Here is a 24,477-nt window from a genome sequence, read left to right as displayed (position 1 = left end):
GAATTCGTATGTTTAAAAAAGACGAAAGTGGAGGTGGGCGAATTGGACGAAGAACGTCGAATGATTCTTAAAATGATTGATGATGGCAAGATTTCAGCTCAGGAAGGGGAACGGTTATTACGAGCGTTAAACAAAGATGAAGAGGAAGAAAAGACAACCGCGGCATCATCACCGTCTCCATCTTCAGCCGTTTCTCCTCCTTTATCGGCTGAAAGTGAAGTAACAGACGCTGAACACACGACCCAGGATCTTTCGACTGAAGTGAATTGGGAAGAAGGAAACCGGCGTTTTGATGAATGGAAAGAAGAAGCACAAGAACGTGAGGAAGCAGGGCGGGAGGCGCCGTGGACCACAGGCTCAAAATGGCTGACTGATTTTTTTGAGACGGCGATGCAGCGCATCCGTGATGTCGACCTTGATTTTAATTTCGGATCAGCAGTGACAGTAGATCATACGTTTCAACACCGTGCTGTGAAGGAACGGATTATTGATATTTCCATTGAAAATGGCTCGCTTTCAGTTGAGCCCTGGGACCAGCCAGACCTTCGCCTCGAATGCTCAGCTGCAGTATATCGGGCAAACGATGAAGAATCAGCACGAAAATCCTTCTTAGAACACGCTGTTTTTCAAGCAGACGGCACGCATGTTCACTTCCGTTCCAAATCGAAAGCATTAAAAATGCAGGCTACGTTGTATTTGCCAAAACAGCAGTATGAAAGACTGCAATTTTATACCTTTAATGGTCATTTGCAGATTGGAAAATTAGACACAAATGCCTTGAAAGCAAAAATTGTAAATGGAAGTATTTCTACAGAAGGAGTCTGGGCTGAAGACTATTATGCCGAAACCGTGAACGGGCCTGTTACAGTCCGAAATGTCGATCTTAAAAAATCTGACATTCGTACGGTCAATGGAGAAATGAATCTAAAGGGACGCATGAGTGACGTCCATGGAGAGACGATGAATGGCTTAATTCAATACGAACCAGAGCAGATTGAAGATACAAGATTGCACTTTTCCGCAGCTACCGGCGGCATGCATATTACTATTCCTGAACAATTCCGGGTGGATGGAGTGATTCGCACCAACCTCGGCAATTACAAATTGGGCATCCCAGATGTTAATATCGTGGATGAAAAGAAAGATTTCATTCAAAAATCTGTGCAGTTCACTGCTAATGAACAAGGTCGAGCCCATCTGCGCTTGGAAGCAGATTCAAAGACAGGGATGGTGCACATTAATCCAGCTGGACATCAGTAATAGGCAGCTTGCAAGTTTTTAATTAATTCTGTTAGTAGTAAAGGAGGATGAGTATGAGCAAGAAGAAATTATATCGTTCTGAAAGTGATCGAAAACTAGCAGGTGTATGCGGAGGTATCGCTGAATATTTCGGTATCGACGCTACCATCGTTCGTGTTTTGGCCATTGTTTCCATTTTTCCGCTCGCTGTAATCCCGGTCCTCCTTACGTATATTGTGCTAGCGTTTGTCATCCCGAATGAATCAGAAGTGATCCTTTAAATGGGGTGTCTGATGCATTGGCTCGTGAATACGGTTGTGCTGATGGTTGTAGCAGGCTTTTTCACGGGCTTTACGTTAGATGGATTTGGAGCAGCGCTCTTAGCGGCTGCGTTATTAGGAGTGGCTAACGCAATTGTTCGACCTATTCTGGTAGCATTGACACTTCCGATCACCCTTCTTACGTTAGGGATATTTCTATTTGTCATTAATGGCTTTATCTTAATGGTGATCGCTTCTATCATGGGCGATTCCTTTGTTATTTCAGGGTTCGGCATGGCTTTTCTGGCTGCGGTTGTGATATCAATCCTTAATGTGATGATTAATTGGCTGATTGTAGAACCTATGCGGGAACGTTCTTAAAAGAAGGTATGTATTGTGAAGAACCTTGAGCATCACTTGGATGTGAACTCAAGGTCTTTTATATTTGTGCTTTAAGGGGAAAGAGAAGCAGCGTCCAAGCGGTGGTTTTTTATCATGATTCCTTCCTGGGCAAAATCATGCTAGAATGTAGACGTTGATTGGATGTGTAGAGTAGCAAACAGGTAGGGGGTAGCAGCATGCCAAAAGTGACCGCAGCGAATTTGATTGAACGCTTTTCATTAACGATACTTAGTGGGGAAGATGGCATACATCGTGCGATCACCACCAGCGATATTTCACGCCCTGGTATGGAAATGGCGGGCTTCTTTACATATTATCCGGCCAAACGGGTGCAACTGCTTGGGCGCACGGAGCTTTCATTCTTTGCTCAACTGAGCGACGATGAAAAAGTAGAGCGGATGGAGAAGCTTTGTACGTATGATACACCTGGTATTATTATTTCAAGAGGGCTAGAAGCTCCCGCAGAACTGTTGGATGCCTCTGAGCGAATGGGCGTGCCGATCTTGCGGGCGGATGTTACAACCACTCGTCTCTCCAGTATAATTACAGACTTTTTAGAAACGAAACTTGCCAAGACTACAGCGATCCACGGGGTGCTTGTTGATATATACGGCATTGGAGTTTTACTCACAGGTGCTAGTGGTGTAGGTAAAAGCGAGACAGCTCTTGATTTGGTGCGGCGTGGTCACCGACTTGTTGCTGATGATTCTGTGGAAATTCGCCAGGAGCATGGCGATACCCTGGTTGGAAGGGCACCAGAGCTTATCAAACACCTGCTTGAAATTCGAGGCCTTGGCATCATTGATGTAATGACGTTGTTTGGGGCCGGGGCTGTTCGTCCATTTAAGCGTGTAGTCTTGAATATTCACCTAGAGCTTTGGGATGATGATAAGGCGTATGACCGCTTAGGCATTGATGAAGAGACCGTTCCCGTGCTTGATACGGAGATTCCCAAATATACGATACCTGTACGCCCTGGGCGAAATTTAGCAGTTATTGTAGAGGTAGCAGCTATGAATTTCCGTTTGAAGCGAATGGGCATAAATGCGGCGGAGGAGTTTTCCGAACGCTTAACGGGCGTTATTGAGGAAAGTGACCGCGAAGAATATTAATGCTTGCTTCATTGGAATAGATCACTTGTATAGCAACAGGCATGCCTAGCTGGATGGGGAGAAATATATATCTATATCTATATTTAACATATATGCAGATTAATCTTTATAACAAAGGAGGGAAGTGGCTTGTTTTTATCAACGCAGCCGCTTGACCCAGTGGTGGTCGAGTTAGGACCGCTCACTATTTATTGGTACGGCTTAATTATCGGATTAGGGGCTTTAATTGGATATTTCCTGGCTTCAAAAGAAACGAAACGGCGTGGGTTACCAGCTGATTTATTTGCAGATTTATTAATCATAGCCCTCCCAGCTGGTATTATTGGGGCCAGAATATATTACGTGATTTTTAGATGGGAAACATACAGCCAGAACCCAGGAGCCATCTTTGCCATTTGGGAAGGCGGCCTCGCCATACATGGTGGGTTAATTGGGGCTGCCATCGCGGTGTTTGTCTTCGCTAAAGTCAAAGGGCATTCTTTCTGGCAAATCATGGACATAGCAGCGCCAAGTATTCTGCTTGCCCAAGCGATCGGGCGCTGGGGGAACTTTATGAACCAGGAAGCACACGGAGGTCCTGTAAGCCGTGAGTTCTTGGAAGGCTTATTTCTCCCGGAATTTATAATTAATCAAATGTATATTAATGGTACGTATTACCATCCCACCTTTTTGTATGAATCGATTTGGAGTTTAATAGGGGTTGCTGTCTTATTGTATTTGCGGCGTGTAAATTTACGCCAGGGGGAACTATTCCTATCGTATCTTATTTGGTATTCGATCGGTCGTTTCTTCATCGAAGGCATGCGTACGGACAGCTTAATGATTGCTGACTTGCTTCGTACAGCTCAGGTTGTCTCGCTTCTCTTAATTGTAGGGGCAGTTATATTAATCATTTACCGTCGTAAGTCAGGTTTAGCAGATAGGAGATATTTAGACGAAATGCCGAAGAAGACGAACCAAAATGTTGGACAGAAAAAGAAAAAGAAGAAAAAGTAAGGGTGGAACGTGCTCTATTGCCCAGTGGGCACGACTGAGGTGAACTAAAGATGAATACACTGAAAAATGGCGTTCTTGTCGGTTTAAAAACGACATGGATGCTGGCCAAAATTATTTTTCCAATTACGCTGATTGTAACTATTTTAAGTTACACTCCCGTTCTTGATTGGGTGGCGCAGGCGATGGCGCCGCTCATGGCTTGGATCGGCTTGCCGGGGGAAGCCGCTATCCCGCTCGTGCTCGGTAATGTGTTAAATTTATATGCCGCTATTGGAGCGATTCTTTCAATTGAAATGACGGTCAAAGAAGTTTTTATTTTGGCTGTTATGTTGTCTTTTTCTCATAATTTATTTGTAGAATCTGCGATTGCGGTTAAACTAGGAATTCGGATTTCTGTCGTCTTAGCGGTGCGTATTGGGCTCGCACTTTTCTCTGCTTGGATGATCAATTTGTTTTGGCAGGGCGGTGGAGAAACAGCTCAATACGGTTTGGTCTCCGGAGCTTCTCAGCCGAGTGTAGACGGCTGGGGGGGAGTCATTTGGCAGGGAGTTACAAGTGCGGCTGTTGGTGTGGGGCAGATTGCTCTGGTTGTTATCCCTATTATGATTTTTATTCAAGTGATGAAAGACATGAATTGGCTGGACCGCTTCTCCGATTGGATGTCGCCTTTTACGCGAACGTTAGGCATTGAAAAAAATACCTCAACCACACTTGCCTCAGGCTTGTTGTTTGGGCTAGCCTTCGGGGCAGGGGTTATGATTCAAGAAGCAAAAGAAAAAAATGTAAAGAAGAAGGATTTATATCTTGTTTTCATTTTCCTGGTGGCCTGTCATGCGGTGATTGAAGATACGCTGATCTTTATACCGCTTGGGATTCCGGTTCTTCCCTTGCTTATTATACGACTGGTGACGGCCATTTTGTTAACGATGTTAATTGCTTATATTTGGAACCGGATGGAGAAAAAAGAAATGTTAGAGCGAAAGGAGGCAAACTATGAGTATTAATGCAGTTCTGTTTGACCTGGATGGTACGCTGGTTGACACAAATGACCTGATTATAGCTTCATTTGAACATACTCTTGCTTCATACGGCTATAATGATTTCACAAAAGAAGATATTCTTTCATTTATCGGGCCACCGCTTGATGAAACGTTTCGCACAATAGACCATGAGCAGGCCGAGGATATGGTAGCAACTTACCGCGAACATAACATTGCTCATCACGATTCACTCATTAAAGAATATGAAGGGGTGTTGGAGACCGTACGCACCTTGTATGAGCAACAATATAAGCTTGCTATTGTAACGACAAAACGGGAACGAACCGCACATATGGGCTTGAAAGCAGCCGGGCTGGCCCCTTATTTTGAAACGGTTGTTACTTGGAATGATGTGAAAAATACGAAGCCTGACCCAGAGCCCCTAAATTTAGCAATGGAAAAGCTAGGCGTCTCCCCGAGGGAGACAGCAATGGTCGGTGACAGCCATTATGATATTGTCGGAGCTAAAAATGCTGGTACGCAAGCGGTAGGTGTAGCCTGGTCTATAAAAGGAGCAGATCACTTACAAAGCTATGAACCTGATGTCATGTTAAATCATATGCCAGAGTTGCTTGACTGGCTAGGTGTGAATGTAAGATGAGAAAAACTGATCGTCACTTCGTCTCCGGCTCTAATTCGCTATGGCATGTGTACCGAACCGTTCCTTTCCTAAAAGTAGTCAAAAATTTTATCGTGATTCAACTTGCTCGTTACATGCCCTTTCTTCCAGTGAAAAACTGGTTGTATCGCACCTTTTTAAGAATGGAAGTTGGTCAGCAAGCTGCTTTTGCCTTAATGGTGATGCTTGATGTGATGTTTCCAGAAAAGATTAGCGTGGGAAGAAATACGGTGATAGGCTATAACACTACAATCTTAGCGCATGAATATTTAATTGATGAGTACCGGCTCGGAGATGTGGAGATTGGGGCAGAGGTAATGATCGGTGCAAATACCACCATTCTCCCTGGAGTGACGATTGGTGACGGAGCAGTAGTTTCAGCCGGGACCCTTGTACATAAAGATGTACCTGCTGGTTCTTTTGTTGGAGGGAACCCGATGCAGATCATTTATACAAAAGAACAAAGAGAGAAAAAAGAACGAGAAAAAGAGCTTGGGTCTTCTTGAACCCAGGCTCTTTTTCCTATTTATTTTGAAAAAATTATGGTTAATCGAAGAATATTGTGATAATTTAAACATAGCATTGTTGATTTGGGGTGAAAACGGTTAAAAGGTTTGTAAATGCTAGTGGGGTAAGGGAAGAGGAGAGGATCTATGATGGGGAAAAAGAGGAAAAACAAAACGAGGTTTTTAGACCGGCTCAGTTTATTTTGGAAATACTCTCTTGTTTTTGGAGGGGCTATTGTTTTTATCATTATAACTACTATCTGGGTCGTATTTGAAATGGGGAATGTAAGCGGTGAAGTAAACGAATTAGATCGGACAAGTGAACGGTCAATTATCATTTCTGACATGCAAGCGGTGTTTTATGAACAATTTGGTCTTGTAATGACGTATTTACATACTGAAAATTTGTCATTAGCTGACGAATTTGAAGAACTTGATAACGAATTTGCAGTGTTAGTTGAAAACATCGAACCTTATTTAGATTCCGAGGAAATGGAACGTTATCTAGAGACAGCAGTTGATACAAAAGAAGATTTAAGCGATCTGTTTCTTAACCAAGTGTTAGAGACAGAGGACTTCGCAAGCGATGCGTTTGTACAAGCTATTGCTTCGCAAGGAAACACCTATAAGAATTTAGGGGCGAATTCTCTGGCGTACGTACAGACAGAAATGGAAGAAACACGAACGGATGCTCGCAATATTGCCTTAACGCAGCTCGGCCAAATGCCAATTCTTTTAATCAGCGGGGTCGGAGTAGCATTGCTTCTCTCTATGCTCTTAATGGCTTATGTAAGCAGGCAAACGAGCAAAAAACTAAATGAAATCGTAACCTTCAGCCAGCATATAGCTGAGGGGCGGGTATTTATTTCTTCTCTGCCAGAACGAGGTAAGGATGAATTTTCGCAAATTGCTCATGCGTTAAACAACATGAAGGACAAACTTCGTGAAGTGGTAAGTTCGCTGTCAAAAGCAAGTGGACAGTTAAAAGACCAAGGAAATGAATTAACTGGAACAGCTGATTCAGTTAGAGAAGAAAGCAAAATGCTGGCGGATACATTTGAGCAATTGACAGACGCCAGCCAACAGCAAGCCTCGTCAATGACGGACGTGACAGGTGTTATGGAGCAAATGGGCGATCAAATTAATGATATTGATGAAGCAAGTAACCGAATGGAAGCAACGACTAAAGATATTTTACATTCAACTACAGAAGGCCGCACGGTCATGGATAATTCCATTTCAGTGGTAGAAGAGACGAAACAAAGAATGAGTGAAACAGAGTCGAGTATGCAAGCTTTTCAGCAAAATGCTAAAGACATTGGGGCCCTGCTGGAAGCTATTGAATACATTGCTCAAGAAACAAACCTTTTATCATTAAACGCTTCGATTGAAGCAGCGCGTGCTGGAGAGGCCGGCAAAGGCTTTTCAGTTGTAGCTGAAGAAATTCGCAAGCTTTCGATGCAAGTGGAATCAACCCTTGCTGACATAAAGCCGATTATCTCACGCACCGACGAAGAAGCTATCCGAATCGGAGACAAAGTGAAAACTACTCTCTTATCCTCCGAGGAAAGCGCTGTCAAAATGAATGAGACGGGTTCATACTTTGCCAACATCGCCGAACAAGTTGAAACCATGACTGAAAACATGCAAGAGTTATTCGAAGACCTTCGAACGATGTCTAATGAGAGCAAACGGGTGCAAACTTCAATTGAAGAAGTAACAGCCGCTGCGGAAGAATCAGCCTCTGAAATCGATTCAGCCAGTAGTGCTGTTCGTCATCAAGAAAGCTCTACAGAAGTTATAGCAAATAGTGTGCGTGAATTACATGAAGTGACGGATGAACTTCAAGCATTAATGAAAACGTTTAAATAACAATGAACCTTCTCCCTTTATCGCTGCGGGAGAAGGTTTTTGCTAGATAGAAAAGGAAACGTTTTGGGTGAAAGATAGAGCTTCCGTGCCGGTTAAGAAGCGGGCGGAGCCGCTGAACGCCCCCGTTTCTAGGAATGAGTTGTATTTTCTGGAGAATGATTAGTATTTCCTCAGGAATGATTCGTATTTAACTGAGAATGATTAGTAAATTGGCAAGAATGATTCGTAAAAGATTCATTTTCGACAAAAGTGCATCCGGGCAAGGCGCCTCCGCTTTTCTTTGTCTAGCTTCAAGCGGCAGGGGCTCGAGGTCATAAGCCGTTCGCCTTCAAAGTCAAAGAGCGACTTTGGCAGCGCTCGCCATTTGCTTGACGCCCCTGATCGCCGCTTTCCGCTTTTCTGTCTAGCTTCGCGGGCTAACGACTTGAGATCCCTTTCTCCCACCCTGCGGCGGCCACAGCCTCCTCGGTGGGAGAGAAGAGCTCTGCGTCGTTAACCGAACCCGCTCCGCTTTTCTTTGTCTAGCGTCAAGCGGCAGGGGCTCGAGGTCAAAAGTCGCGCCCTTTCAAAACCAAAAAGCGGTTTTGGCAGCGCTCGCCTTTTGCTTGACGCCCCTGATCGCCGCTTTCCGCTTTTCTTTATAAAAAGTAGAAGCCTACGCCCATGATGAGGTAGGCGGAGAGGAGGGCGGCGCCTTCGAACCAGTTGGTGTCGCCGTCATTCGTGACGATATAAGATAAGAGGACGGCGAGTACCATAGCGACCAGTTCAGGAACTGAAAAAATAAGCGGCATCGGATGGCCGAAGACGAGCGAAAGCAGTACCAAGGTAGGGACCACAAACATCGCGATTTGGATGGAGGACCCGACAGCAATTTCGATTGAAGCATTCAATTTGCTTTTCCAGGCTAAATAAACAGCTGAGGCGTGTTCGGCTGCGTTTCCGACTATGGCAATGACGATAACCCCTAAGAATAGTTCGCTCCAGCCAAATGCTTCGCCTACGACTTCAAAGGTGTCCACTAGCTTTTCACTTGTAATAGCAACTCCGACGGTTGCTAGAGCAAGTAAAGTGAAAGAAACGCCTCTCCCCCACTTTGGTGACTCGTCATCTGCTTTGTTTTCTTCTGAATTGGCGTAGACTCCACGGTGAGTAAATAAGCGAAAGATGATCCCGGCTGAATATAAAAGCATACCGATCACTGCTACAAAAATGCTGAGCGTCATCGCCTGGCTTTCACTCGTTTGGCTGGCAAATATATGAGGAAAGACAAAGGCGATCACCACCCCTACCATGAGTAAACTGGCATTGTGACGTGAATCATAAGCATTAAAAGTCTGTCTCTTCTTTTGAATGCCTCCAGCAAGAAAAGCGGCACCAGACACGAATAAAAGGTTACCGATGACAGCGCCAGTCATTGAAGCTAGCACAATAGATGTATAGCCTGCTTGTAAGGCAAATATTGAAATAATAAGTTCTGCAGCATTCCCAAATGTTGCGTTTAGCAATCCACCAATCCGTTCACCAGCATGAATCGCAATGCTCTCAGTAGCCTGTCCCATATAAGCGGCAAACCCAACGATTGTAATGGCGTACACTGGGAACATCCACGTGTCCGGCCACCCAAGCGCATCACCTACTAATGAAAGAGGAAAGCCGGTAGCGACGAGTATTAATACAACCCATTTCACGTACGAACGCCTCATTTCCGTTTATCATTCCGTGCTTTAGTTTGAGCGTGTCCGTTCAAAAACATGCAATTAAGCAAGGGTCGGTGAGCGAAAATGGACGATTCGACAAAATTTTGGACAGTTGTGGACCAAATTTGGACGTTTCGACAAGATTCTCGTACGCTTTCGACAAAAACTTGGACGTTTTCCCCGTTTTTGGCTCACAGCGCAGCGGAACTACCAACTCGTCTACAACGAAGAGCCGTATTCTGATAAGTAGCTTTATTCTATTTTTCTTCTAATTGACGTGTGGGGGTTGGGGGTGTAAACTACCTATTAGATTCTTTATCTTGTTAGCACATTAGCGAACTAAAGTACGACCATATACATCGAGTAGTAATCACCATTTGCTTCCCGCTCAACACCGCCCTTTGAAGCAATTAGTGACGATTTTGCGATTAGAGCTGGATGCACATAACATCGATTAATGCAACGTTTACCACGAAATTTGTCCAAAAGGAGAGCGAAAAATGAGCCAGCCATTTATGTTTGAAAAACCGATCGGCATGCGCGATACGTTGCCTGCTTTATATGGAACAAAGCGCAGCTTGCGAGAACGAATGGAAGAAAAAGTAGAAAAGTGGGGATACCGGCCCATTAAGACTCCCTCCCTCGAATTTTATGACACGATTGGTAACGCTTCTGCGATCTTAGATCAGCAGTTGTTTAAGCTGTTGGACCAGGAAGGAAACACGCTCGTCCTGCGCCCGGATATGACAGCGCCAATTGCACGGGTCGCCAGTTCCAGCTTAAAGGAAGAGCCGCTCCCACTCCGGCTCTCATATCACACCCCGCTCTTTCGTGCGCAACAGCGTGAAGGCGGACGTCCAGCTGAATTTGAACAGCTGGGCGTAGAGCTCGTGGGCGACAAGAGTGCCAGCGCGGACGGCGAAGTGATTGCTTTAATGGCAGAAACGCTGCACGCAGCTGGCTTGAAAGATTTTCAAATTGCGGTCGGTCACATCGGCTACGTTAACGCTTTGCTTAAGGATATAGTCGGGAGTGAAGACCGAGCAGGCGTGCTCCGTCGTTACTTATATGAAAAAAATTATGTCGGTTACAAGCAGCACGTAAAAAGTCTGCCGCTGTCTTCGATTGATAAAGATCGTTTACTAGGCCTGCTAAAACTAAGGGGTGGCCGCGCGAAATTAGATGACGCACGCGCGTTAGTGAATAACGGTGAAGCAGCAAAAGCTCTTGAGGATTTAGAAGAGCTGTATGAGGTTCTAGAAACGTTTGAGGTAACTCCTTATCTCTCTTTCGATCTCAACCTAGTCATGCATATGGAATATTACACTGGCATTGTTTTTGAAGGATATGGCAGCAAGTTAGGTTTCCCACTCTCTAGTGGAGGCCGCTATGATGAATTATTAGCCAAATTTAACCGTCCTGCCCAAGCTACTGGTTTTGGGGTGAGAATGGACCTCCTTACAGAAGCGATCGGTGAAACAGAAGAGAACCGCCGCCAGACGCTCGTTTTATTTAGCAAAGAACGTAGAAAAGAAGCCCTTGCTGACGCGAAAGCTTTACGTGCAGAAGGTCAGGTTGTAGTTTTACAAGATATGACAGGGGTAGAGGACGTGGACCGGTTAACCGAGCAGTTCGAAGAGGTACGCTCGTTTATTGGCCGTTCTCCAAAGGAGGATACTCGTGATGCGTGATCAAATAACAATTGCGATGCCAAAGGGAAGAATTTTTGAAGAAGCAGCTGATTTGCTTCGTAAAGCGGGCTTTAACCTCCCTGAAGAATTTGATGATTCGCGAAAATTGATCGTGGACGCCCCGGAAGCCGGGATTAAATTTTTCCTGGCTAAACCAATGGATGTCCCTACTTATGTAGAACATGGGGTGGCTGATATTGGGGTTGCCGGCAAGGATGTCATGCTTGAAGATGAGCGCGACGTTTATGAAGTGCTTGATCTGAAAATTAGCGAATGCTATTTAGCGGTGGCCGGTCTCCCTGATTATGAGCCGACCGATATTGCACCTAAAGTCGCTTCCAAATATCCGAAAGTGGCGACCGAGTATTTTAAACAACAAGGGGAGCAGGTTGAGATTATCCAGCTGAACGGTTCGATTGAACTGGCGCCGCTTGTGGGTCTGGCTGACCGAATCGTCGACATTGTCTCCACCGGAGGAACGTTGCGAGAAAACGGTTTAGTTGAAATGGAAGAGATCGTTTCGATTACCTCTCGTTTAATTGTAAATCCTGTCAGTTACCGCCTGAAAGATGCCCGCATTGATGATATGATTGAACGATTAGCCGCAGTCATTGAAGAGGAGGGCACGGCATGAACATTGAGAAAGTGACGGGAGATGAAGCCCTGACTCGGGACTTGGATGCAGGCACGGAAGACCAAAGCAAGGCAGTTGCGCAAATTATAAAAGACATTCAGCAAGAAGGCGATGCTGCCTTGAAACGCTATACGAAAGAGCTTGACGGGGCAGAACTTGAAGAGCTGTATGTGAGCGAAGAAGAAATGGATGCTGCATATGAACATGTGGATGAAGAAGTAATCACTGCGCTGCGCGAGGCACGTGAGAATATATATGCTTTTCATGCCCGCCAACGCCAGGAATCCTGGTTCGTCACAAAAGAAGATGGAACGATGCTCGGCCAAAAAATTACGCCGCTTGATGCAGCCGGGGTTTATGTGCCCGGGGGGAAAGCAGCTTATCCTTCCACCATTATGATGAACGTTATTCCAGCTCAAGTAGCTGGCGTAAAAGAGATCTATATGACCTCGCCGCCGTCTGCGGACGGAACGCTTCACCCTGCTGTACTGGTCACTGCGCGTGAATTAGGAGTCAAGCATGTCATTAAAGCGGGAGGCGCCCAAGCGATCGCCGCGCTTGCCTACGGAACAGAGTCAGTGCCTGGCGTTGATAAAATCACAGGACCTGGCAACATTTACGTTGCGTTGGCAAAACGGGCAGTCTATGGAAAGGTAGACATTGATATGATTGCCGGGCCTAGCGAGATTGTTGTGCTTGCCGATGACCGCGCCCGTCCAGATTACATTGCTGCTGACTTACTATCGCAGGCGGAGCATGATGAAATGTCCTCTGCTATTTTGGTAACAACTTCGAACGCCCTAGCTGAACTAGTAAAAGCAGAAGTGGAGCAGCAGCTAGAGCACTTAGCCCGAAAAGAAATAGCTAAAGCCTCGATTGAAAATTTTGGGGTGATTTATGTCGCAGAAACATTGGAACAGGCGGTTGAAACGGTTAACCAGTTAGCACCTGAACACTTAGAAGTGATGACGCTCCATCCGGAAGCGCTTCTCGGCAAAATACGTCATGCGGGCGCGATCTTTTTAGGCGAAAACAGTACAGAGCCAGTAGGGGACTATTTTGCCGGTCCGAACCACGTCCTTCCTACAAATGGTACGGCTCGGTTTTCAAGCCCACTGAGTGTAGATGATTTTACGAAAAAATCAAGTATTATCCAATATAGCAAAGAAGCATTACAGGAAAACGCTACGTATATTGAAACGCTGGCCAAGCTGGAAGGATTAGACGCACACGCCAATGCTGTTGCCCTGCGGCGAAAGGAGAGGTCGCATGACTGAACGAGTAGGAAGTATTTCACGAAAAACAGGAGAAACGAACATTTCACTTCGTTTTGCGATTGATGGAGCCGGAGCAGGAAGTGTCGAGACCGATGTTCCGTTTATGACTCATATGCTCGATTTGTTTCGAAAGCACGGTCATTTTGATCTTGAGGTAAGTGGACGTGGTGATGTTGAAGTAGATGATCACCATACGACCGAAGACATTGGCATTTGTCTCGGTCAGGCACTCACCGAGGCCCTCGGAGATAAAAAAGGAATTCACCGTTACGGAAATGCCTTCGTGCCGATGGATGAGACGCTTGCTCAAGTGGTTGTAGATTTAAGCAACCGTCCCCATCTGGAAATGCGGGCTGATTTTCCTGCTGAAAAAGTGGGCACCTTTGATACAGAACTTGTGCATGAATTTTTATGGAAATTTGCTTTGGAAGCACGGATGAATTTGCACGTTATCGTCCATTATGGAACGAATACGCATCACATGATCGAAGCAGTCTTTAAAGCTCTAGGCCGCGCCTTGGATGAAGCCACGATGTATGATGAGCGCGTTCAAGGTGTTCCGTCAACGAAAGGAATGTTATAGCAATGATCGGTATTATCGATTACGGCATGGGCAACTTGCACAGCGTCAGCAAAGCGCTTGAACGGCTGGAGTTAGATTATTTTTTGTCCGGTGATCCGGCTGAGCTTGAAAAAGCAGATGGCTTGATTTTGCCTGGTGTAGGTTCGTTTTATGATGGAATGAAAATCTTAAAAGAAGAAAAGCTGGATGGCTTTATCCGCGACTGGGCGCTCGCTGACAAACCGCTCCTTGGTATTTGTCTAGGGATGCAGTTGCTGTTTGAAGAAAGTGAAGAAAACGGTCCAACGGAAGGGCTGAACCTTTTGCCGGGAAAAGTGCGACGTTTTTCCGGCGTAACAGCAGAAGGAGAAGCGTACAAAGTCCCACACATGGGCTGGAATAAGTTGACCTTTAAGCAGCCGGAACATACCTTGCTCCAACATACAGAACCAGGGCACGTCTATTTTGTTCATTCCTTTTTAGTAACTACTTCAGCTGAAGAGGTATTAATTGCGACTGCTGAATATGACGGTGAGGTCCCAGCAGTTGTCGGTAAAGGAAATACAATGGGTACGCAGTTTCACCCCGAGAAAAGCAGTTTCTTAGGGATGGATATGCTGCATAATTTTGCTGCACTCGTAAAAAGAGAGGTGACTGCTCGTGGCTGAATTTACCGTTTATCCTGCAATTGATATGCGTGGCGGCAAGTGCGTGCGCTTGTTGCAGGGGGATTATGATAAAGAGACCGTCTATGGCGATTCTCCTTTTGAAATGGCAAAAGCCTTTGCGGAAAAAGGAGCGCGCTGGATTCACATGGTTGATTTGGACGGAGCAAAAGCAAAGAAGCGCGTCAATCATGAAGATGTAGTCCGCGCGGCACAGGAACTTGACGCTTCGATTCAGATCGGCGGCGGGATCCGTACAGAAGCAGATATTACCTATTATTTAGAGCGTGGGGTAGACCGGGTCATTCTCGGCAGTGTTGCATTGCAAAACCCTGAATTCGCAAAAGACATGCTTGCGAAGTACGGCTCACAAATTGCGATTGGACTGGACGCTAGAGATGGCTACGTAGCTGTAAACGGCTGGTTGGAAACCTCGGAAGTAACAGCCGAAGCACTCGGTCAGGAAATGGCTTCGTATGGAGCAAAAGTATTTATTTTTACAGACATTGCTAAAGACGGAATGTTAAGCGGTCCTAACGTAGAAGCGATTGCAGCGCTTGCTAAAGCGACAGGAAAAGAAGTGATCGCCTCTGGCGGCGTCAGCACTATGGAGGACCTCCATGTCTTGCGGGATCGGGCCTCAGAAGGGATTGGTGGAGCGATTGTTGGAAAAGCAATCTATACCGATCAGATCAATGTGGAAGAAGCAATACAGGAGGTGGATGGCTGATGTTAACGAAACGAATCATTCCCTGCCTCGATGTGAAAGAAGGCCGAGTGGTTAAAGGCGTACAGTTTGTCGAGCTCCGTGATGCAGGCGACCCCGTCGAGCTATCCACCTTTTATGATGAGCAAGGCGCAGATGAGCTTATTTTTTTAGATATCTCCGCTTCTCACGAAGGACGCAAAACAATGATTGAAGTCGTAGAAGAAGTAGCTGGGACGCTCGCGATTCCGTTTACAGTCGGAGGCGGCATCAATGCTGTTTCAGACATGCGCAGCATTTTGCGCGCTGGAGCTGATAAAGTGTCCCTGAACACTGCTGCTGTTAAAAACCCTGAACTAATTACCGACGGAGCCAATTATTTTGGCACCCAGTGCATCGTAGTAGCCATTGATGCTAAATATGATGAAGAACTCGGTTCGTGGCGGGTTTATACACACGGCGGCCGCACGCCAACGGACCTTGAAGTGAGAGAGTGGGCAAAAGAAGTCGTAAAGCGCGGAGCTGGTGAAATTCTTTTAACAAGCATGGACCAGGACGGTGCTAAAACAGGCTTTGATTTAGCCTTGACTAAAGCCGTGAACGAAGTAGTGTCCGTGCCGGTCATTGCTTCAGGTGGTGCCGGGGCGAAAGAGCATTTTCCGGCTGTTTTTCATGAAGCCTCTGCTGATGCGGCGCTTGCGGCTTCGATATTTCATTACAAAGAAACATCTGTCAAAGAAGTGAAGCGCCACTTAGCAGAGAAAGGAGTTAACGTTCGATGAACATTGAAGAACTGACATTTGATAAAAACGGCCTCATCCCGGCTATTGTACAAGATGCAGCGAGCAAGGAAGTATTGACGCTTGCTTATATGAACGAAGAGTCTCTGAAAAAGACGCTGGATACAAAAGAAACATGGTTTTACAGCCGCTCACGCGAGGAGCTTTGGCATAAAGGCGGGACCTCAGGAAATACACAAACCATAGAAGACATCCGCTATGACTGTGACCAGGACGCTTTACTTGTACTTGTTCAGCCAAAAGGTCCAGCTTGCCATACAGGTACTTACACATGTTTCTCTACTTCTTTGGAAAATGAAGAAACAGTAGAGCCCGTTCAACACCGCTACGATATTATAAATCACCTTGAAAAAACGATTGCCAAAAGAGAAGCGGAACGGCCGGAAGGAGCTTATACGACCTATTTATTTGAAGAAGGCGTCGATAAGATCTTGAAAAAAGTCGGTGAAGAAGCAAGTGAAATTATCATCGGCGCCAAAAACCGCGACCCAGAAGAAGTGCAGTGGGAAAGTGCCGATTTCCTCTACCACTGGCTCGTTCTCCTAAGAGAACAGGGTGTAAACCTAGATGACATTTTAAATGTATTGCGTGAACGCCACAGCTAGTGACACGCCAACGACCGGTCGGATTTTCCTTTGGGAATCCGACCTTTAAAATGATATAATGAGACGAAAAGCGGAGCGAGTTTGCTCAGCAGCGCTGTACGCTTTTTAACAGGCGAGGAGGCTGTCGCCTACGCAACAGTTCGGACCAGAAGCGAGTGCATGTCGCTAACGCCTGCAGAAAAATCAAAATGCTCCCTTTCTATTTTAATGGACGGACATCTGCTCCGTTATTCATATGAAAAACAGCAGTGGGCGTTGTAGCGGACGTTTATTCTGTTATTTGTTGATTTTAATGAGGTTTTTGCCTGTTTCGAGTGAATTAGCGGAACACCTGTCTGTTAGCCACTGAAATTAGGAATTTTGATAAAAATAGCGGTGCACATGGCCGTTAATAAACCATTTGCTGTATAATGGCATCGACGCTAGGCTTTTCGTGCCGATTCTAATCGATGTCGAGTTAGTAGTAGAGAATATTTTTTTATGAAATAATATTGCTCCTTATGGAGGTTTAAAGGATTCATGACATCTAATACAAATCAAAAGGGTTCAGGCCGCGTGCTTCCTTTTGTCCAGAGTGGCGAACACTTTTTCCGAAGAGGAGTTCGCGCCTACCAGCATGGTGATTTCCGTCGTGCTGTAAAATATTTACAACGCGCGATTGAATTAAAGCCCCGAGAAGGGGTTTTTCGCTGTCAGCTGGCAGCCGTTTTATCTGATACGGGAGAGCATGAACGTTCAAACGAAATTCTTCATTATGTGCTGGACCATATTAATGAGCGCATGTATGAATGCTATTTTTTCTTAGCCAATAATTATGCTCATTTAGGTTTGTTTGATAAAGCGGCTGAATCGGTATCCACTTACCTTGCCCATCAACCAAACGGTGAATTTCAAGAAGAAGCACAAAACTTATTAGAAGCTGTCCAAGATGAGCAAGAGGAAGAAGAGACAGAGGATATAAATTCTTCTGATGATGAGTTAATCATTAATTATGAGCGGGCTTGTCGATATATGAATGATGAGTATTTTGAAAAAGCTGCTCATTTGCTTGATGGAATTATGGTTGATTATCCAAACTTTTGGTCAGCCTATACGAAACGAGCTGAACTATTGCATGCCCAAAATCGGACAGATGAAGCCATCGTTTTTTTAAAGGAGCTCTTGGCCGAAGAATCGTATCTTCCTGCAATGTGCCAACTGGCTCTTTATCTGGATGAATTGGGCCGCTTTGAAGCAAGAGATGAACTGCTTGAAAGTCTCAAAAGCGTAGTTCCGATAGATCGTGGCCATGCTCGCAAACTTGCCGATGTATTATGCGCTTTAGGCTCTTATGAGAGAGCGCACCACTGGTATGTGTATTTAGTAAAGCAGCAGCATGAAGTGGATGCTGAAATATTCTTTCGGGCAGGGGTATGTGCGTTTCATGTAGGTGAGTATAGATTAGCCCGAAATCGATTTGAGCAGGCAAAAGATATGGGGCATTCCGCTGCTGAATTGTTAGTTGAAAAAGAAAATGAAGGACTCTTATCTTCGGGTGACGTCCGATGTGATTTAACCCACAATAAATATGGGAATCTGTGAGCAAGTTAATGGACGTTGGCACCCGGGTTTGATTATGATAATTATAGATATATAAGTTATCCCTACTTGATAAGAAGGACGCTTGAATGAGGAGTGAATAAAAGCGATGACAGAAGAAAACATGTACGACATTATTATAGCAGGAGCTGGTCCAGCTGGAATGACTGCGGCCGTTTATACGTCACGGGCTGAGATGAGTACTCTCATGCTTGAACGTGGTATGCCAGGAGGCCAGATGGCTAATACAGAAGATGTAGAAAACTATCCGGGTTTTGACCACATTCTCGGACCTGACTTGTCTACAAAAATGTTTGAGCATGCGCAGCGGTTTGGCGCAGAGTACGGTTTTGGCGATGTGAAATCCATCGAAGATAAAGGTGATTATAAACTCGTCACTGCAGGTGATAAAGAATATAAAGCCCGAGCGGTCATTGTAACGACGGGTGCAGAATATAAGGCCCTTGGTGTTACGGGGGAGAAAGAACTCGGTGGCCGCGGCGTTTCCTATTGTGCAGTTTGTGACGGTGCTTTTTTCCGCGATAAAGAAATCGTAGTAGTTGGCGGAGGAGATTCTGCCGTAGAAGAAGCTGTATATTTGACGCGTTTTGCCTCAAAAGTTACTGTGATCCACCGCCGTGATGAATTGCGCGCGCAAAAGATTTTACAGCAACGGGCTTTTGTGAACGATAAAATTGATTTTATCTGGGATACTGTCGTTGATAAAATCAATGAAAAAGACGGCAAGGTCGGCAGCGTTTCCCTTAAGAATGTTAAAACGGAAGAAGAGTATGACTTTGAAACAGAAGGTGTCTTCGTTTATATCGGCATGCTCCCGTTAAATAATGCCGTTAAAGATCTTGGGATTACCAATGAAGAAGGATATATCGAAACAAATTCGGATATGGAAACGAATATTCCAGGGATTTATGCAGCTGGTGATATTCGTGAAAAAACACTGCGCCAAATTGTAACGGCGACAGGGGATGGAAGCATTGCTGCGCAAACGGCTCAGCAGTATGTGGAAGAATTGAAAGAAAAGGTTGAATCCAAAGCGTAAAGAATGTAAAGAAACAGGGGCTGAAACGTTAATCGGTTTTAACGCCATTGTAACGCGAGCGAAATGTGTACACGTTAAACTAAAGTTAGATCAATTGACCCCCTTTTCATATATTTTTTGAGCAGCGCAGGATTTTCCTGCGCTCTTTTTTTGTATAGAAAGGGAAAAGTATTTTCTAATAGAGTGGTACTCTTTGAATTCGTTGCAGGCTGATGCTTTCACCACATGCACGAATGGTTGACATCGGCTTCATTTTCACTTCGTTTGAGGTCGATGTGTCTTCTTTGCCAGCGCCGACACTTGAAGCGGCGTCCCGAAAGCTCACGCTCGGATCATCAAAAACCGATTCTCAAAACATTAGCAGTTTTTCAGTGGTTCATACCGTTTTCCTGTTGAGGTAGCTGTCATGCGTTTTTTCCCAAAAACAATATGGTGGCGAAAGCAGTCAAGCGGAATAGCCTCAGCTCAACGTCTAAAGCAGTGAATAACGTTTCTTTTTACTAAGTTAGCTATTATAAATACCAAAAAATACCTCATCGTTGTGAGAGAAGAATGAACCTTGTATACTTAAGATGGTATAGGTAATGAGGTGATCGAAATGCAGAGAATAACAAATTGTCTACTTGTCGAGGGCGACCATGTACTCGTGCTGCAGAAGCCAAGCCGCGGCTGGTGGGTAGCCCCAGGCGGGAAGATGGAATCTGGGGAGTCAGTTCGGGAAGCGGCGATTAGAGAATTTCGAGAAGAAACCGGACTAAAGGTTAAGCAGGTTCGTATCCGCGGGATTTTTACCGTATTGGTAAAACGGGAAGAAGAGGTCATTTCGGAATGGATGATGTTTACATTTGAAGCTTCATCTCATGAAGGAGAGCTCTTAACAACTTCTCCTGAAGGAGACCTCGCTTGGAAAACAATAGATGAGACGAACCAGCTTCCTATGGCAAAGGGAGATCGTTTTATTTTTGAACACATTTTGCATCATGAGGGTGTGTTGTACGGTACGTTTGAATATACAGAAGAATATGAGCTATTAAATTACCGGCTGGAGAATGACGGTTTTAATGGAGAGGTTCGTTCATAGCTTAGCCGGACTTGAAGAGGGGGAAGAGTGCCATGCCAGATAAGGAAATTCATGTTGTCATCATTACTGGGATGTCGGGAGCAGGAAAAACTGTCGCCATGCAGAGCTTTGAAGATTTAGGGTACTTTTGTGTCGATAATTTGCCCCCTGCGTTGCTGCCAAAATTTTTGGACTTGATGGAAGCGACCAGGAATTCAACGAGACGAATAGCGCTCGTTATGGATTTGCGTGGGCGGGAGTTTTTTGATCAATTATTTGCTTCGGTTGGCTCTTTGTCTGAACGAGATAACTTGACTGCTCATATTTTGTTTTTAGATGCTGCTGATAAGAAACTAGTGCAGCGTTATAAAGAAACAAGAAGGTCTCATCCGCTTGCACCTGAAGGTCTTCCGCTTGATGGTATTTTACAAGAGAGAGAAATGCTAGAAGAGATGAAAGGACGGGCGCGGCACCGGATTGATACGACCAATATGTCCCCGCGCCAGCTTCGTGAAGAAATTACAAAGCACTTCGCTACTCCTGACCAGGAAGTGTTTACCGTAAATATGATGTCATTTGGCTTTAAGCACGGCATTCCGATTGATGCTGATCTTGTTTTTGACGTGCGTTTTTTGCCAAATCCACATTACATTGACACGTTGCAACCAAAGACGGGGTTAAGCGAAGATGTCTCTACGTATGTGTTAAAATGGGGAGAAACAAAGGAATTTTTAGAAAAAGTCACGGATTTATTAAAGTTCATGATTCCTCGTTTTAAAGAAGAAGGAAAAAGCCAGGTTGTCATCGCCATTGGCTGTACAGGCGGCAAGCATCGTTCGATAACCCTTGCAGAAACATTAGCTACTACATTTGAAGACGAATACCGCGTGCAAACGACACATCGCGATATTCCGAATGGGAAGGGTTTATAACGTGGAACAGGCGAAAGTTGTAGCAATAGGCGGCGGCACAGGCCTATCCGTGTTGCTTCGTGGCATGAAAACGCTCCCTATTGACATATCAGCAATTGTAACCGTGGCAGACGATGGAGGCAGCTCCGGCAGGTTAAGAGAAGAATTGGCGATTCCTCCGCCTGGTGATGTACGTAACGTATTAGTAGCTTTGGCAGAAGTGGAACCGATGATTGAAGAACTGTTTCAGCATCGGTTTGAAAATGGCACCGGCTTGAACGGTCATTCGCTCGGGAATTTATTATTGGCAGGGATGACCTCCATTACAGGGGATTTTGCCAGAGGGATTAGTGAGATTTCGGCGGTGCTCAATGTCCGAGGACGAGTGCTGCCGGCATCCAATCAAAGTATTCATCTTCAAGCGGTGATGGAGGATGGATCAATTGTTAAGGGTGAATCTCAGATCCCAAAAGCCAACAAACGTATTCATCGTGTGAGATTGCAACCCAATTATGTAGAACCTCTCGCTGAAAGTATTGAAGCGGTGCAGGAAGCAGATTTAATTGTAATAGGGCCGGGAAGCTTGTATACAAGTATTTTGCCGAATCTTCTGGTCCCAGGTATTACAGATGCTATTCGTGCTTCTTCAGCTCCGACAATCTATATATCAAATGTGATGACCCAGGCTGGTGAAACAGATGGTTATTCAGTTTATGATCATGTAAAAGGCATTCATGACCATGTCGGAGAAGGCTTGATTCAAAAAGTATTGGTAGATTCAAGTAATATTCCAGCTGCGACTTTAGCGAGATATCAATCAGAAGGGTCAGAACCCGTAGATTGTGACCGGGAGCGCTTGGAACAAGCTGGTATCCATTTGATTCAGGATGTTTTTGTTCAACATTTTGAAGGAACACTACGTCATGATGCCAAAAAGGTAGCGCATTCGCTGCTAGCGCAAATGTAAACGCGGCAGCTTTTTATAAAAAGGTGGTGAAGGGCCATGTCATCCTTTGCGGCTATGACAAAAAAAGAATTAACACAACTTGAAGTAGACTCGTGTTGTGCACGTGCAGAATTAGCAGCTCTAATGAGAATGAACGGCAGCTTATCATTTAGTTCGGGCGCGTTTTCGCTGGACGTATCCACAGAAAATGCAGCGATTGCCCGGAGGTTTTATACATTAATGAAGCGCTGCTATGAGGAGATTTCGGTAGAATTGATCGTGCGTAAAAAAATGCGCCTTAAAAAAAATAATGTATATTTAGTGCGAATTTCGCAGGAAGGCGAACGACTTTTGGCGAACTTGGGTATTATGCAGGAAGGGTTTACGTTTACTCGAGCCATTGATGGAGGAATTATAGAAGATGATTGCTGCAAACGTGCATACTTAAGAGGAGCGTTTTTAGCAGGAGGGTCTATCAATCACCCAGAAACTTCGTCTTATCACCTTGAGGTTTTTTCGTTATATGAAGAACATAATCGTTCACTTGCTGATTTAATGAATGCCTTTTCATTGCAGCCGAAAACACTAGAACGAAAAAAAGGCTTTATTATTTACATTAAGGAAAGTGAACAGATTAGTGAGTTTTTGAATATTGTCGGTGCTCATCAAGCTTTGCTTTATTTTGAAGATGTCAGAATCAAAAAAGATATGCGGAATTCCGTGAACCGGTTGGTTAATTGTGAGACGGCTAATCTTAATAAAACCGTAGGAGCTGCAATGCGCCAAGTAGAAAATATCGAGCTTGTGCGTGAGCACCTTGGCTTAGAACAGGTGCCGGACAAAGTCAGAGAAATTGCAGAACTACGAGTCCAGCATCAAGATATTACTTTAAAAGAGCTTGGTGAAATGGTGCCAAGCGGTAAGGTTAGTAAGTCTGGGGTGAATCACCGTCTGCGTAAAATTGATCAATTAGCCGAAAAAATTAGAAATGGTGAATGGACAGAGATCGATATACCATAAGCATATTGGAATGATCGGAGGAGGATGAACGAAGTGGCAGAAAAAACAGCTACTGTACAATTAAAAACTGGTTTGCAAGCTCGCCCGGCTGCTTTATTTGTGCAAGAAGCGAACCGGTACCAGTCAACCATTCATATTATTCGTGAAGAGAAAAAAGCCAATGCCAAAAGTATTATGGGAATCATGAGTCTCGCTATCCGCACCGGCACGGAGATTACAATTCAGGCAGATGGAAATGATGCTGAGGACGCTGTAGAAACACTCGCTTCTTTTATCGAACAAGAAGAGTAGATGTGCCTCGAGGCCATTTTTCGTTAGCACAAATAAAACAAGCCGCAATGCTGAAAATCAGCGAAGGCGGCTTGTTTTATTATTTTTAGGAGGAACTTTCGTTTGTTTTATAAAGAACTTCGTCGATCAGGCCGTAGTTCTTTGATTCTTCCGCAGACATGAAATGATCACGGTCTGTGTCACGCTGGATCGTTTCAAGTGGCTGGCCGGTACGCTCTGATAGAATGGTGTTAAGTTTTTCCCGCATTTCAATAATGCGTTTTGCATGAATTTCAATATCAGAAGCTTGGCCTTGAGTTCCACCCAACGGCTGGTGAATCATCACTTCACTATTAGGAAGAGCAAAACGCTTGCCAGGTTCGCCTGCAGTTAAAAGGAAAGCTCCCATGGAGGCAGCCATGCCGACGCAAATGGTCGAAACTTTTGGCGAAATGTGCTGCATGGTATCATAGATTGCCATACCCGCTGTAATTGAGCCGCCTGGGCTGTTAATGTAAAGAGAAATATCTTTATCTGGGTCTTCTGCTGCTAAGAAAAGAAGCTGAGCGACAACCGTGTTTGCCACGTTGTCATCAATTCCTGAACCGAGCATAATAATACGGTCTTTTAACAAGCGCGAATAAATGTCATACGCTCGTTCTCCGCGGTTCGTTTGTTCAATAACTGTTGGGATAAGTTGCATATGTTTTTCCTCCTTTGATCATTCATCAGCTTAAGGCTGGCATACGATGTTGGCACAGCCGAAAACGTTCTACAACGTTAACTGATTTTATCATAACTTAAAAGGTCAATGATGGTCAAATCATTTCTTCCTTTGCACTATCTTTCGTTGTCTTCTTCGCTTTCTCCTGCTTTATGTTGTCATGGGCTCGCTCTTCCTTTCAGTGGCCAGCTCATTAAGTTTACGGCCATGAGTTCCGCTATT

Annotated in this window: 27 protein-coding genes; 24 read left to right on the top strand and 3 right to left on the bottom strand. The window is 44.9% G+C overall.

Going from position 1 to position 24,477, the window contains the following annotated elements:
- The first annotated feature begins 42 nt into the window (after positions 1-42).
- The 9 genes from D469_RS0103290 (at position 43) to D469_RS0103250 (ending at position 8,046) form a co-directional block, all read left to right on the top strand.
- Positions 43-1,260: a DUF4097 family beta strand repeat-containing protein gene (locus D469_RS0103290; protein WP_018921941.1), complete on the top strand. Its 1,218-nt coding sequence runs from the start codon at positions 43-45 to the stop codon at positions 1,258-1,260.
- A 53-nt stretch (positions 1,261-1,313) separates the two neighbouring features.
- The gene (locus D469_RS0103285; RefSeq protein WP_018921940.1) at positions 1,314-1,520 is read left to right on the top strand and encodes a PspC domain-containing protein; all 207 of its coding nucleotides are present in this window, start codon (positions 1,314-1,316) and stop codon (positions 1,518-1,520) included.
- Between the two features lie 12 nt (positions 1,521-1,532).
- Positions 1,533-1,880 carry a phage holin family protein gene (locus D469_RS0103280; protein ID WP_018921939.1) on the top strand — a complete coding sequence of 116 codons (348 nt, stop codon included), beginning with the start codon at positions 1,533-1,535 and terminating at the stop codon, positions 1,878-1,880.
- A gap of 197 nt (positions 1,881-2,077) precedes the next feature.
- Positions 2,078-3,013 carry an HPr(Ser) kinase/phosphatase gene (gene hprK / locus D469_RS0103275; RefSeq protein WP_018921938.1) on the top strand — a complete coding sequence of 312 codons (936 nt, stop codon included), beginning with the start codon at positions 2,078-2,080 and terminating at the stop codon, positions 3,011-3,013.
- Positions 3,014-3,142: 129 nt separating this feature from the next.
- Positions 3,143-4,009, top strand: coding sequence for a prolipoprotein diacylglyceryl transferase (gene lgt / locus D469_RS0103270; RefSeq protein ID WP_018921937.1), 867 nt, complete (start codon positions 3,143-3,145; stop codon positions 4,007-4,009).
- 50 nt (positions 4,010-4,059) lie between these two features.
- Complete coding sequence (locus D469_RS0103265) at positions 4,060-5,013, top strand: nucleoside recognition domain-containing protein (protein ID WP_018921936.1); 954 nt, start codon at positions 4,060-4,062, stop codon at positions 5,011-5,013.
- A complete protein-coding gene (gene ppaX / locus D469_RS0103260; RefSeq protein ID WP_018921935.1) occupies positions 5,003-5,650 on the top strand; it encodes a pyrophosphatase PpaX in 648 nt (215 codons plus the stop codon). The genes D469_RS0103265 and ppaX overlap by 11 nt, the downstream gene beginning before the upstream one ends.
- Positions 5,647-6,174, top strand: coding sequence for an acyltransferase (locus tag D469_RS0103255; RefSeq protein ID WP_018921934.1), 528 nt, complete (start codon positions 5,647-5,649; stop codon positions 6,172-6,174). Before ppaX ends, D469_RS0103255 begins: the two co-directional genes overlap by 4 nt.
- A gap of 147 nt (positions 6,175-6,321) precedes the next feature.
- Entirely contained in the window at positions 6,322-8,046 is a 1,725-nt protein-coding gene (locus D469_RS0103250) for a methyl-accepting chemotaxis protein (RefSeq protein ID WP_083910703.1), read from the top strand.
- Between the two features lie 638 nt (positions 8,047-8,684).
- Here the strand turns inward: D469_RS0103250 and cax are convergent.
- Positions 8,685-9,752 carry a calcium/proton exchanger gene (cax, locus tag D469_RS0103245; RefSeq protein WP_026286079.1) on the bottom strand — a complete coding sequence of 356 codons (1,068 nt, stop codon included), beginning with the start codon at positions 9,750-9,752 and terminating at the stop codon, positions 8,685-8,687.
- A gap of 494 nt (positions 9,753-10,246) precedes the next feature.
- Between cax and D469_RS0103240 the strand changes: the two genes are divergently transcribed.
- The 10 genes from D469_RS0103240 to trxB all read left to right on the top strand — a co-directional run bounded on the left by D469_RS0103240 (position 10,247) and on the right by trxB (position 19,324).
- Positions 10,247-11,437 (top strand): ATP phosphoribosyltransferase regulatory subunit, encoded by a 1,191-nt coding sequence (locus D469_RS0103240; protein ID WP_018921931.1) that lies wholly within the window; start codon positions 10,247-10,249, stop codon positions 11,435-11,437.
- Positions 11,430-12,071: an ATP phosphoribosyltransferase gene (gene hisG, locus D469_RS0103235; protein WP_018921930.1), complete on the top strand. Its 642-nt coding sequence runs from the start codon at positions 11,430-11,432 to the stop codon at positions 12,069-12,071. Before D469_RS0103240 ends, hisG begins: the two co-directional genes overlap by 8 nt.
- Positions 12,068-13,348 (top strand): histidinol dehydrogenase, encoded by a 1,281-nt coding sequence (hisD, locus tag D469_RS0103230; protein WP_018921929.1) that lies wholly within the window; start codon positions 12,068-12,070, stop codon positions 13,346-13,348. The genes hisG and hisD overlap by 4 nt, the downstream gene beginning before the upstream one ends.
- On the top strand, positions 13,308-13,931 hold the full coding sequence (hisB, locus tag D469_RS0103225; RefSeq protein ID WP_420834844.1) for an imidazoleglycerol-phosphate dehydratase HisB: 624 nt from the start codon (positions 13,308-13,310) through the stop codon (positions 13,929-13,931). The genes hisD and hisB overlap by 41 nt, the downstream gene beginning before the upstream one ends.
- Before the next feature lie 2 nt (positions 13,932-13,933).
- Positions 13,934-14,578 carry an imidazole glycerol phosphate synthase subunit HisH gene (gene hisH / locus D469_RS0103220; protein WP_018921927.1) on the top strand — a complete coding sequence of 215 codons (645 nt, stop codon included), beginning with the start codon at positions 13,934-13,936 and terminating at the stop codon, positions 14,576-14,578.
- Complete coding sequence (gene hisA / locus D469_RS0103215; protein ID WP_018921926.1) at positions 14,571-15,305, top strand: 1-(5-phosphoribosyl)-5-[(5-phosphoribosylamino)methylideneamino]imidazole-4-carboxamide isomerase; 735 nt, start codon at positions 14,571-14,573, stop codon at positions 15,303-15,305. Before hisH ends, hisA begins: the two co-directional genes overlap by 8 nt.
- Complete coding sequence (gene hisF, locus D469_RS0103210) at positions 15,305-16,063, top strand: imidazole glycerol phosphate synthase subunit HisF (RefSeq protein WP_018921925.1); 759 nt, start codon at positions 15,305-15,307, stop codon at positions 16,061-16,063. Before hisA ends, hisF begins: the two co-directional genes overlap by 1 nt.
- Positions 16,060-16,686, top strand: coding sequence for a bifunctional phosphoribosyl-AMP cyclohydrolase/phosphoribosyl-ATP diphosphatase HisIE (gene hisIE / locus D469_RS0103205; RefSeq protein ID WP_018921924.1), 627 nt, complete (start codon positions 16,060-16,062; stop codon positions 16,684-16,686). The genes hisF and hisIE overlap by 4 nt, the downstream gene beginning before the upstream one ends.
- 519 nt (positions 16,687-17,205) lie before the next feature.
- Positions 17,206-18,267, top strand: coding sequence for a tetratricopeptide repeat protein (locus D469_RS0103200; protein ID WP_018921923.1), 1,062 nt, complete (start codon positions 17,206-17,208; stop codon positions 18,265-18,267).
- A gap of 106 nt (positions 18,268-18,373) precedes the next feature.
- Positions 18,374-19,324, top strand: a complete 951-nt coding sequence (gene trxB / locus D469_RS0103195; RefSeq protein WP_018921922.1) for a thioredoxin-disulfide reductase — start codon at positions 18,374-18,376, stop codon at positions 19,322-19,324.
- Positions 19,325-19,499: 175 nt separating this feature from the next.
- Here the strand turns inward: trxB and D469_RS21935 are convergent, their stop codons facing one another.
- On the bottom strand, positions 19,500-19,649 hold the full coding sequence (locus D469_RS21935) for a hypothetical protein (protein ID WP_156816882.1): 150 nt from the start codon (positions 19,647-19,649) through the stop codon (positions 19,500-19,502).
- Positions 19,650-19,922: 273 nt separating this feature from the next.
- On the opposite strand from D469_RS21935, the gene D469_RS0103190 reads away from it, so the two are divergent.
- The 5 genes from D469_RS0103190 to D469_RS0103170 are packed head-to-tail and all read left to right on the top strand — an operon-like array spanning position 19,923 to position 23,552.
- Complete coding sequence (locus tag D469_RS0103190) at positions 19,923-20,405, top strand: NUDIX hydrolase (RefSeq protein WP_018921921.1); 483 nt, start codon at positions 19,923-19,925, stop codon at positions 20,403-20,405.
- Positions 20,406-20,437: 32 nt separating this feature from the next.
- Entirely contained in the window at positions 20,438-21,316 is an 879-nt protein-coding gene (gene rapZ, locus D469_RS0103185) for an RNase adapter RapZ (RefSeq protein WP_018921920.1), read from the top strand.
- A gap of 1 nt (position 21,317) precedes the next feature.
- Positions 21,318-22,262 (top strand): gluconeogenesis factor YvcK family protein, encoded by a 945-nt coding sequence (locus D469_RS0103180; RefSeq protein WP_018921919.1) that lies wholly within the window; start codon positions 21,318-21,320, stop codon positions 22,260-22,262.
- 36 nt (positions 22,263-22,298) lie between these two features.
- Positions 22,299-23,261, top strand: a complete 963-nt coding sequence (gene whiA / locus D469_RS0103175; RefSeq protein WP_018921918.1) for a DNA-binding protein WhiA — start codon at positions 22,299-22,301, stop codon at positions 23,259-23,261.
- Between the two features lie 33 nt (positions 23,262-23,294).
- Positions 23,295-23,552, top strand: a complete 258-nt coding sequence (locus D469_RS0103170) for an HPr family phosphocarrier protein (RefSeq protein WP_018921917.1) — start codon at positions 23,295-23,297, stop codon at positions 23,550-23,552.
- An 85-nt stretch (positions 23,553-23,637) separates the two neighbouring features.
- On the opposite strand, the gene clpP is transcribed toward D469_RS0103170, so the two are convergent.
- Positions 23,638-24,234, bottom strand: a complete 597-nt coding sequence (clpP, locus tag D469_RS0103160; RefSeq protein ID WP_018921916.1) for an ATP-dependent Clp endopeptidase proteolytic subunit ClpP — start codon at positions 24,232-24,234, stop codon at positions 23,638-23,640.
- Positions 24,235-24,477: the final 243 nt, after the last annotated feature.

It is taken from the genome of Salsuginibacillus kocurii DSM 18087 (assembly GCF_000377705.1).
GTDB lineage: Bacteria > Bacillota > Bacilli > Bacillales > Marinococcaceae > Salsuginibacillus > Salsuginibacillus kocurii.
This window is presented reverse-complemented; position numbering and strand designations above follow the sequence as displayed.